Consider the following 10,564-nt stretch of genomic DNA (forward strand, 5'->3'; position numbering starts at 1 on the left):
GACGCCCGCTTCAGCTCCGACGGCACCCGTGACGGCTACCCGACCATGCGCCCCCAGCCCACACCGCGCACCCCCGGCCAGATCTTCATGATGGACGGCCCCGACCACAACCGGCTGCGGCGCATGCTCATCAGCGACTTCACCCACCGCCGGGTCGAGGCCCTGCACCCCTCCGTCACCCGGCACGTCGAGAACCTGATCGACACCATGACGGCCGACGGGGCCACCGAGGCGGACCTCGTCGAGGCGTACGCCCTGCCGCTGCCGTCGCTCGTGATCTGCGAACTGCTCGGCGTGCCCTACGAGGACCACGCGTTCTTCCAGCGCCAGGCCCGGACCTTCCTCACCATCGCCACCAGCCCCCAGGAGGCGATGGCCGCCCGCGCCCACCTGTACGACTACCTCGGCGAACTGCTCGCCCGACGGACCGAGGAACCCGCCGACGACCTGCTCTCCCGGCTCGCGACGGAACGGGTGGCCACCGGCCAGGCCACGGTCGAGGAGGCCGTCGGCGTCTCGTTCGTGCTGCTCCTCGGCGGCCACGAGACCACCGCGAACATGATCGCCCTGTCGACCGTGGCCCTGCTGCGCGACCCGGCGCAGCTCGCCGCGCTGCGCGCCGACCCCGCGTTGTGGCCGGGCGCGGTGGACGAACTGCTGCGGTACCTGACGGTGGTGCACTCGGGCATGCGCAGGGTCGCCACCGAGGACGTGGAGGTGGGCGGCATGCTCATCCGCGCCGGCGAGGGCGTCATCGTGCCCCTCCAGGCGGCCAACCGCGACCCGGACGTCTACCCCGACCCGGACCGGCTGGACGTCACCCGCGACGCGTCCCGACACCTCGCGTTCGGGCACGGGGCCCACCACTGCGTCGGCGAGTCCCTCGCCCGCGCCGAACTGGGCATCGCCCTGCCCGCCCTCTTCGACCGGCTGCCGGACCTGCGCCTGACCGCCGACCCCGAGGACTTCGCGCAGCCGCTGAGCCCGGTGCACGGAGTGCGGTCCCTGCCGGTCGCCTGGTGACCGACGGGTCGCCCGGCGCCCGGGTGGAGGACGGACGACTGCTGCTATAGAGGTGGTCATGACCACCATCACCCTCGTCCAGGGGGACATCACCCAGCAGTCCGTCGACGCCATCGTGAACGCCGCCAACTCCTCCCTCCTCGGCGGGGGAGGAGTGGACGGCGCGATCCACCGGCGCGGCGGCCCCGCCATCCTGGAGGACTGCCGCAGGCTCCGCGCCTCGCACTACGGCAAGGGCCTGCCGACGGGGCAGGCGGTGGCCACCACGGCCGGCGCGCTGGACGCCCGATGGGTCATCCACACGGTGGGACCGGTCCACAGCCAGAGCCTGGACCGGTCCGCCCTCCTCGCCTCCTGCTACCGCGAATCCCTGCGGGTGGCCGACGAGTTGGGCGCCCGCACGGTCGCCTTCCCCGCCGTCTCCGCGGGCATCTACGGCTGGCCCATGGACGACGCCGCCCGCATCGCCGTCGAGACGGTCCGCTCCACCGAGACAGCGGTGGAGGAGGTCAGGTTCGTCCTGTTCGACGAGCGAGCGTACGAGGCGTTCACGGCACAGGTCGGCTGACGGGGCCCGCCTTCAGGGGGTCCTGCCGGGCCCTGTGTGATGGACCGGGCGATCCTTACGGCCCTGGTCAGGACTCCCTCCGCGCCCCTCGCGTCGTGCCGCGCAACCGACCCGGACGGCGGACCCGGACGGTGGAACGGGCGAGGGGCCCCGGAAGCTGTCGTGAGGCGGCGGAAACGGCTGGTCAGGGGCGCCGGACGCGGCGGTGCGGGGTCGGCGTCGGCCATGGGACCGGTTGCGGGGTGCTTCGGCGGCTCCCACGGTGAGCCCAAGGACAGCCCGACCCGCCCCCGAAAGGAACGTCCATGCGTGCCCTCGTCACCCGCGGCCTCCTGCTGCCGCCCCTGATGTGCGCCACCCTGGTCTGCACACCGACCGGCACCGCCGCCGCGCTCGTCGACGCGGGCCACGAGGCGAGGGGACCCCACGCGGCGGGAACCGCCAAGGCTCCCGAACCCGATGTGGACGTCCTCACGGCCCGGTTCGACGCGCTGGAGGCCGAATTCGACGCGCTCGCGGCCCAGGCGGAGGCGAAGGCCGATGCGCTCGCGGCGCAGAAGGAGGCGGACGCCGACGCGCTCGCGGAGCAGCGGGAGTCGGACGCCGACGCGCTCGTGGCGACGAAGGAGGCGGAGGCGGACGCGCTCGTGGCGACGAAGGAGGCGGAGGCGGACGCGCTCGTGGCGACGAAGGAGGCGGAGGCGGACGCGCTCGTGGCCCGGAAGGAGGCGGAGGCGGACGCGCTCCTCGCGCGGCTCGACGCCGCGTCGGACGTGCTGGTGACCCGGATCGGGACCCTCGACCGCATGGATCAGCGCAATGTACTCGCCCCACTGCTGCGCGAGTTGACCACGCTGGCGCAGCTGGAGGGCGACCGGCTCGAACCGGCCGCTGCCGCCCGCCACGCCGACGCCGTGAAGCGGGCCCACGCCACCGTGCAGAAGAGGCTGCGCACGCTGCACGCCACCACGCCGGTCACCCTTCACCACGCGCCCGCGCCGGCAACCCCCCACCGCACCACCACCCCGTACCGCGCCGCCGCGGCGGCCGACCCGGTCGCCGATCTCCTCGGCACGCTCCAGTCCGCCGTCGACGGCCTCCTCAGGACGCTGACCTCGCTCGACCTGGGTGCCGTCCTGGGCGCGGTGACCGGACTGCTCTCCCCGGTGCTCGGCGTGGTCACCGGCCTCGTGCAGCCGGTCCTCGGCGTCGTCGGCGGCACGTCGCCCTGACTCCCGGCCCTCTCCGCCCCGGACGCGCTCCGGGGCGCGGTTCCGGACGCCGCCGCGAACACCGTTCCGAACGCCATCCCGGACGTCCCGGCCCTGCTGCCCGTGTCCCAGCCCCCGGTCCGACCCGCCCTCCGGCGCGTCCGCCGACCCGGCGGCTCAGTCCCCCTCGGGCGCGTCGCTGATCCCCAGCCGCAGGTGCTCCACGTGGTACACGGCCTGGTCCAGCAGCTCGGCGACATGGTGGTCGTGCAGCGCGTACACCACCGAACGGCCCCGGCGCTCACCCACCACGAGCCCCAGGTTCCGCAGCAGGCGCAACTGGTGGGAGCACGCGGACTGTTCCATGCCGACCTCGGCGGCCAACTCGGTCGCCGGGAGCGGGCCTTCGCGCAGCCGGGCCAGGATCAGCAGCCGCGAGGGCGTGGACAGGGCCTGGAGGGTGGTGGCCACCTTCGCGACGTTGCCCGCGTCCAGACGCACGCGGGGGGTGGCGTCCTGCGCGGTGGCGGTTACGGCTCCATGACCCATGGCGAGTATCTTACTCATCGCACATGAAGGTATGAATGAGTCTTCATGTGTTCCTGTATGGTGTGCCGGGTGTCTGCCACTCTCGCCCCGTCACCGGTCCGCCGTACGCCCCCGTCGACGGCCCCCCGCCGCCGCACCCGCGTCCTCGCCCTCCCCGAGGCGCGCTGGGCCCTGGCGTCGACCGTCGCCTTCCTCATCGCCTTCCCGCTGGACCTCGCCGGCGCCTCCGCCTGGCTGTACGGCCCGCTCTATGTCGTCGCGTACGCGGCCGGCGGCTGGGAGCCCGCCCTCGAAGGGCTGCGGGCGCTGCGCGAGAAAAGCCTCGACGTCGATCTGCTGATGATCGTCGCGGCGCTCGGCGCGGCCGCGATCGGCCAGGTCCTCGACGGCGCCCTGCTGATCGTCATCTTCGCCACCTCCGGCGCCCTGGAGGCCCTCGCCACCGCCCGTACCGCCGACTCCGTACGCGGCCTGCTCGACCTCGCGCCCACCACGGCCACCCGGCTGTCACCGGACGGCACCGAGGAGACCGTGCCGACCGACCGGCTCGCCGTCGGCGACACGGTGCTGGTCCGCCCCGGCGAACGCATCGGCGCCGACGGCCGGGTCCTGGAGGGCGAGAGCGAGGCCGACCAGGCGACCATCACCGGTGAACCCCTGCCCGTGCCCAAGGCGCCGGGCGACGAGGTCTTCGCCGGCACCCTCAACGGCAACGGCGTGCTGCGCGTCCGCGTGGAACGTGATCCCGCCGACTCGGTCATCGCCCGCATCGTCGGCCTCGTCGAGGAGGCGTCCCGCACCAAGGCGCCCACCCAGCTGTTCATCGAGAAGGTCGAACAGCGGTACGCCGTCGGTGTCGTCGTCGCCACCCTCGCCGTGTTCGGCATCCCGCTGGCCTTCGGCGAGGACCTCACCGAGGCCCTGCTCCGGGCCATGACCTTCATGATCGTCGCCTCGCCCTGCGCGGTCGTGCTGGCCACCATGCCGCCGCTGCTCTCCGCCATCGCCAACGCCGGCCGGCACGGCGTCCTCGTCAAGTCGGCCGTCGCCATGGAGCGGTTGGGCGAGGTCGACGTCGCCGCGCTCGACAAGACCGGCACGCTCACCGAGGGCACGCCCGAGGTCACCGCCGTACGGCCGCTGCCGGGCTCCGGGCTCGACGAGGACGGGCTGCTGGCGCTGGCCGCGGCCGCCGAGCACCCGAGCGAGCACCCGCTGGCCCGCGCGGTGGTCGCCGCCGCCGGTGCGCGAGGGCTGCGCCCGGCCGCCGCCGAGGAGTTCGTGGCCACGCCGGGGCGGGGGGTGCGTGCCACCGTCGAGGGGTCCGTGGTCACCGTGGGCCGACCGGGCGAGCACGGCGCCTCCGACGGCGACGTCCTCGACGGCGACGTCACCGGCGGTGCGGTCCTCGACGGCGATGTCTTCGACTCCGGTGCCACCGGCGGCGAGGTCCTCGGCGGCGACGTCTCCGGTCGCGAGGATTCCGGAGGGACGACCGTTCTCGTCGCGCGGGACGGGGTCGCCGTCGGGCTGCTGACCCTCACGGACCGTGTGCGTCACGACGCGCCCGCCGCCGCCGCGGGTCTCACCGCGGTGACCGGTACGGCGCCCGTGCTGCTGACCGGGGACAATCCGCGGACCGCCGCGCGGGTGGCCGCCGCCACCGGGATCACCGACGTCCGGGCCGGGCTGCTGCCCCAGGACAAGGTGACGGCCGTACGGGAGCTGCAGGGCGGCGAGGGCCGCAAGGTGCTGTTCGTCGGCGACGGGGTCAACGACGCGCCCGCGCTGGCCGCCGCGCACTCCGGGGTGGCGATGGGCCGGGCCGGGTCCGACCTGGCGCTGGAGACGGCGGACGCGGTGGTCGTGCGGGACGAGCTGGTCGCGATCCCGGCGGTGGTGCGGTTGTCACGGGCGGCCCGGCGGCTGGTGGTGCAGAACCTGGTGATCGCGGGGGTGTGCATCGCCGTGCTGGTGGTGTGGGACCTGGTGGGGCATCTGCCGTTGCCGCTCGGGGTCGCCGGGCACGAGGGATCCACCGTGATCGTGGGCCTCAACGGGCTGCGGCTGCTGCGGGAGAGCGCCTGGCGACGGGCCGTCGGGTAGCCGCACCCGAGGGGGCGTCCGTGGCGCGTCGCGCGGTGCGGCCGTCCCCTGAAGGCCACCGGCCGTGCCGAGGTCGCCCCCACCTTGATGTCGGATTCTCGCCAGCCCCGCCTCCTCCCGTGCTCGATGCTTGAGCCATGCGGAACGGGATGTACAGGGACGTGGAGCGGTGTGTGCGGGCCGTGCAGTCGAAGGACGCGCGGTTCGACGGGTGGGTGTTCACCGCCGTGCTGACCACCCGGATCTACTGCCGGCCGAGCTGCCCCGCGGTGCCGCCGAAGCCGCGGAACATGACGTTCTATCCGAGTGCGGCGGCCTGCCAGCAGGCCGGGTACCGGGCGTGCAAGCGGTGCCGGCCCGACACGAGCCCGGGATCACCGGAATGGGACCAGCGGGCCGACCTCGTGGCCCGGGCGATGCGGCTCGTGGCGGACGGCGTCGTAGACCGGGAGGGTGTGCCGGGGCTGGCCCGGCGGCTCGGGTACAGCACCCGGCAGGTCGAGCGGCAGCTGCTGGCGGAGCTTGGGGCGGGGCCGCTGGCCCTCGCCCGGGCGCAGCGGGCGCAGACCGCGCGGCTGCTGATCGAGACCACGGCGCTGCCCATGGCGGAGATCGCGTTCGCCGCGGGCTTCGCCTCGATCCGGACGTTCAACGACACCGTGCGGGAGGTCTTCGCGCTCTCACCCAGCGAGCTGCGGCACCGGGCCGCGAAGCGGGCCGGGATCCCGGCCGTGGCGCCCGGCGGCCCCGCCGGGACACCGGGTGTCCTGGCCCTGCGGCTCCCCTTCCGGGCTCCGCTCAACCCCGACAACCTCTTCGGACACCTCGCCGCGACCGCCGTGCCCGGCGTGGAGGAGTGGCGCGACGGCGCGTACCGGCGCACGCTCCGACTGCCGTACGGGCACGGCATCGTCGGCCTCACCCCGCGCCCCGACCACATCGCCTGCCGGCTCACCCTCAGCGACCTGCGTGACCTGCCCGTCGCCATCAGCCGCTGCCGCCGCATGCTGGACCTGGACGCCGACCCGGTCGCGGTGGACGAGCAGTTGAGGGAGGAACCGGTGCTCGCGCCGCTGGTCGACAAGGCGCCCGGCCGCCGGGTGCCGCGCACCGTCGACGAGGCCGAGTTCGCCGTACGGGCGGTGCTCGGCCAGCAGGTCTCCACCGCCGCCGCCCGCACCCACGCGGGTCGCCTGGTCCTCGCCCACGGCGAACCCGTCGACGACCCCGAGGGCGGCCTCACCCACCTCTTCCCCTCACCCGAGGCGCTCGCCGCCGTCGACCCCGCGACCCTGGCGATGCCCCGCACCCGCCGGGCGACCCTCACCACGCTGGTCGGCAGGCTCGCCGGGGGCGAGCTGCACCTGGGGGTGGACAGCGACTGGGCGGAGACCCGCGCCCGCCTCCTCGACCTGCCCGGCTTCGGCCCCTGGACCGCCGACGTCATCGCCATGCGCGCCCTCGGCGACCCCGACGCCTTCCTCCCCACCGACCTCGGCGTCCGGCGCGCGGCCGCGGAGCTGGGCCTGCCGTCCACCCCGGCCAAGCTCACCGCCCGCGCGGCGGCCTGGCGGCCCTGGCGGGCGTACGCGGTCCAGTACCTGTGGGCGACGGACAGCCACCCCATCAACTTCCTTCCCGCATGAGCCCCTTGAAGGACACGGCATGAAGCAGCACACAGTGACCGACAGCCCCTACGGCCCCCTCACCCTCGTCGCCGACGACGGCGTGCTGAGCGGCCTCTACATGACCGGGCAGCGCCACCGCCCGCCACAGGAGACCTTCGGCCCGCGCGACGACACCCTCCTCGCCGACGCGAAGGAGCAGCTGGCCGCCTACTTCGCGGGCGAGCTACGGCAGTTCACCCTCACGCTGCGCCTGCACGGCACCCCGTTCCAGCGCGGCGTGTGGGAGCAGCTCGCGCGGATCCCCTTCGGGGAGACCCGCTCGTATGGTGAACTCGCCGACGCCATGGGCAGTCCCAAGGCGTCCCGCGCGGTCGGCCTCGCCAACGGAAAGAACCCCGTCGGGATCATCGTGCCCTGCCACCGCGTGGTCGGCTCCGACGGCAGCCTCACCGGGTACGGCGGCGGCCTGGACCGCAAGCGGCGCCTGCTCGACTTCGAACAGGGCACCGCGCTGTTCTGACCCCCGGCCGCCCGGCTCCCGGCCGCTCAGCCGCCCACGGCACCGACCCTGCGCAGCAGTTCCGGCAGCGCGGTGCCGATCGGCTCCCGTACGACCTCGTCGGCCAGCTCGTCGTACGGAGTGGGCTCGGCGTTCACGATGATCAGCCGGGCCCCGTGGTCGGCGGCCACCCCGGCGAGCCCGGCGGCGGGCTGCACCTGGAGGCTGGTGCCGACCGCGATGAACACCTCGCACGCCTTCGTGATGGCGACGGCCTCACCGAGCACCACCGGGTCGAGACGCTCACCGAACATCACCGTCGCCGACTTCAGCACGCCCCCGCACTCCAGGCACGGCGGGTCGTCCTCTCCGGCGTCGACACGCGCGAGCGCGTCCTCCATCGGCGTACGGGCATGACACTTCGTGCACACCACGGACCGGGCCGTGCCGTGCAGTTCGAGGACCTTGCGGGCCGGCATCCCGGCCAGTTGGTGGAGCCCGTCCACGTTCTGCGTGATCACCCGCACCGGCACCCCGGACCGCTCCAGCTCGGCCACCGCCAGGTGCGCCGCGTTCGGCTCGGCGTTCAGCGTCCGGTTCTCCCGCCGCATCCGCCACGAGCGCCGGCGGATCTCCGGATCGCCCATGTAGTACTCGTACGTCACCAGCTTCTCGGCCTCCGGGTCCGTACGCCACAGCCCGTTCGGGCCGCGGTAGTCGGGGATACCGGAGTCGGTGGAGATACCGGCGCCGCTCAGCAGGGCGACGAGGGGCTTCTTCATGGGGCCGAGGGTAGGTCGCCCGGCAGCGCGGGACCAGCGGATATCGGCGTGCGCCAAGGGCCCGAGGGCGCCAAGGCCCAAGGGGCCGGCGGGACCGGGGCGGTCAGGCGGCGGGGATGCCGTAGGCGCGGTCGTAGTGCTGGGCGACCAGGACACCGGAGTGGTCGCAGGCGAGCTGCCAGTCGTTGACGCCGGTCTCCACGCCGTCGGTGAAGTTCCACAGCAGCCGGCCGCGGGCGGCGTCGATGGCGTAGAAACCGTTCCTGTTCTTGTAGGCGGGCACATAGACCGCGCTCGGCCCGGCGGTCACCGGCAGATCGCCGTTGAGGCGCGGGGTGGGGCAGAACCAGCGCCGGGAGCCGGTCGCGGCGTTGAAGGCGTAGACGCCGGAGGGGTTGGTGCCGGTGACGTACACCGTGTTGCCGTAGACGCCGAGAGAGGCGAACTGGCCGTCGTCGGGGCTCACCCGCCAGCGCACCTTGCCCGTGGCGAGGTTGAGGGCCTCGAGTTCCTGGCCGATGGCGAACACGGTCCGGTCGAGGACGGCGAGACCCGGCCGGAGGTCGTAGCCGACGGGGTGCCGCCACACGACGCCGGAGCTGTCGGTGTCACGGGCCGTCACATTGCGCAGCCCGTCGGCGTAGACGAAGTAACCGGGGACGATCACCGGGGCCAGCCGGATGCCGACGTCCTCCGGGCTGATGGGGATGATCTCGGCGCGGCGGCTCGCGAGGTCGACGCCGAAGACGGTGTCCGTGGACGTCGCGACCCCCTGCTCCTCGGACTCCCGCTGGAGCCGGACGCCGATGACGGATATGTAGCGGGAGTCGACGACGCCGAGCAGCGTGGTGAACCGGAAGTCCGGCCCGAAGTCGATGGTGAACCGCTCCGAGCCGTCGGCCGGGTCCACGCCGATCACCGTCGAGCCCTCGCCCAGCGCGACCGCCGCGCCGAACGTCAGCACCGCCGGGGTGGGGGACTGGCTGATGCCGCTGTAGACCCACTTGGGCCGGGTGCCGTCCTTGAGGTCGAGACTGAGCAGGTCACCCGGCCGGGTCTTCACCAGGGCCGCCCCCTCGTGGAACACGGCCGGCGCCTGGAGCAGCGGGTCGCCCCGGTACACCCAGGCCGGCTCGGGGGCGGGGCCGAGCGGCGTCGCCCTCCGCCCGGCAGGCTTCTCCCGCCGGGACAGGAACACAGCACCCCCGATGGCGGCCGCGGTGGTGGAGGCGGCCGACGCGGCGAGCACCGTACGCCGGGACGGTCCCGACCGGTCGGGCACCCGGCGGTGACCGGGCGAGGCCCCGCGATAGGGCTCCGGCTGCCCGGGGGAGCCGCCGGCGCGGGCGCCGGGAGCCTCGGCGCCGGGCGACGCGGCGGTGCCCGTCACCCCCTCCGGGTGGGCGGAGTGGTCACAGCCCTCCGCCGCGCACGGTACCGGCGTCGCGGAGGTGTACGGGGCGCGCTCGGGAGCGTAGGGCGCCGGATCGGAGGCGTACGCAGCCCCGCCCGAGGTGTACGGCGCCTGGTCGGGAGCGTACGGTGCCCGGCCCTCGGCGTAGGGCGCCCGGTCCTGCTCCTGGACACTGCCCGCCGCGTCCCGGCGGTAGGGGTACGGCTCGGGGGTGTCCCCGGACGCGGGGCCGGTGCGGACGTCGTCCGGCGCGGTGGCGAACGTCGCGACGGCCGCCGCGCGCAGGGTGATCGAGGCGGTCACCGACGGCGGCAGCCAGCCGTCGCCGGTCACCTGTTCCACCCCGCCCGGTGCGCAGGCGGCGGCCAGCTTGTCCGGAGTGATCCGCAGCCGCGGGTCCTTGGTGAGACAGAGGCTGATGATCTTGTCGAGCGGATCGGGCACGCCCGACAGGTCGGGCGGGCTGTGCACGACCTGGTAGAGGAGCGTGGCTGCCGCCGTCCCGCTGAACGGGGCGTGCCCGGACGCGGCGTACGTGAGCACGGACCCCAGGGAGAAGACGTCGCCCTCGGGGCCCAGCGGCTCGCCCGTGGCCTGCTCGGGACACATGTACTCGAAGGACCCGAACAGCGCCCCCGAGCGGGTGAGGTCGTAGCCGTCGGTGGCGCGGACGATACCGAAGTCGATGACCCGCGGACCGTCGGCGGCCAGCAGGACGTTGGACGGCTTCAGATCGCGGTGCACCAGCCCGGCCGCCTGCACGGAGATCAGCGCCTCGGCGATC

General features: G+C 74.3%; 9 protein-coding genes. 6 read left to right on the top strand and 3 right to left on the bottom strand.

The genetic code is table 11. The features are described 5' to 3' along the window. From AOK23_RS42025 to AOK23_RS42035, 3 genes are all read left to right on the top strand, one after another. Positions 1-1,023 (top strand): cytochrome P450 (locus AOK23_RS42025; RefSeq protein WP_055717658.1); only part of this gene is annotated, 1,023 nt, incomplete at its 5' end. 58 nt (positions 1,024-1,081) lie between these two features. Then, positions 1,082-1,591 (top strand): O-acetyl-ADP-ribose deacetylase, encoded by a 510-nt coding sequence (locus AOK23_RS42030; protein WP_055717665.1) that lies wholly within the window; start codon positions 1,082-1,084, stop codon positions 1,589-1,591. A gap of 305 nt (positions 1,592-1,896) precedes the next feature. Further along, a complete protein-coding gene (locus tag AOK23_RS42035; RefSeq protein WP_055717659.1) occupies positions 1,897-2,823 on the top strand; it encodes a cell envelope integrity TolA family protein in 927 nt (308 codons plus the stop codon). Between the two features lie 156 nt (positions 2,824-2,979). On the opposite strand, the gene AOK23_RS42040 is transcribed toward AOK23_RS42035, so the two are convergent. Then, entirely contained in the window at positions 2,980-3,351 is a 372-nt protein-coding gene (locus AOK23_RS42040) for an ArsR/SmtB family transcription factor (protein ID WP_055523282.1), read from the bottom strand. Between the two features lie 57 nt (positions 3,352-3,408). On the opposite strand from AOK23_RS42040, the gene AOK23_RS42045 reads away from it, so the two are divergent. The 3 genes from AOK23_RS42045 to AOK23_RS42055 all read left to right on the top strand — a co-directional run bounded on the left by AOK23_RS42045 (position 3,409) and on the right by AOK23_RS42055 (position 7,605). Further along, positions 3,409-5,457 carry a heavy metal translocating P-type ATPase gene (locus AOK23_RS42045; RefSeq protein ID WP_206336439.1) on the top strand — a complete coding sequence of 683 codons (2,049 nt, stop codon included), beginning with the start codon at positions 3,409-3,411 and terminating at the stop codon, positions 5,455-5,457. Between the two features lie 137 nt (positions 5,458-5,594). Then, on the top strand, positions 5,595-7,103 hold the full coding sequence (locus tag AOK23_RS42050) for a DNA-3-methyladenine glycosylase 2 (protein WP_079050021.1): 1,509 nt from the start codon (positions 5,595-5,597) through the stop codon (positions 7,101-7,103). 19 nt (positions 7,104-7,122) lie between these two features. Next, on the top strand, positions 7,123-7,605 hold the full coding sequence (locus AOK23_RS42055) for a methylated-DNA--[protein]-cysteine S-methyltransferase (protein ID WP_055717661.1): 483 nt from the start codon (positions 7,123-7,125) through the stop codon (positions 7,603-7,605). 26 nt (positions 7,606-7,631) lie between these two features. Here the strand turns inward: AOK23_RS42055 and AOK23_RS42060 are convergent, their stop codons facing one another. Next, a complete protein-coding gene (locus AOK23_RS42060; RefSeq protein WP_055717662.1) occupies positions 7,632-8,366 on the bottom strand; it encodes an SIR2 family NAD-dependent protein deacylase in 735 nt (244 codons plus the stop codon). 103 nt (positions 8,367-8,469) lie between these two features. Then, on the bottom strand, positions 8,470-10,564 hold a 2,095-nt coding region (locus tag AOK23_RS42065; RefSeq protein ID WP_055717663.1), incomplete at its 5' end, for a protein kinase domain-containing protein.

This window comes from Streptomyces torulosus, assembly GCF_001419765.1.
Taxonomy (GTDB): Bacteria; Actinomycetota; Actinomycetes; order Streptomycetales; family Streptomycetaceae; genus Streptomyces; species Streptomyces torulosus.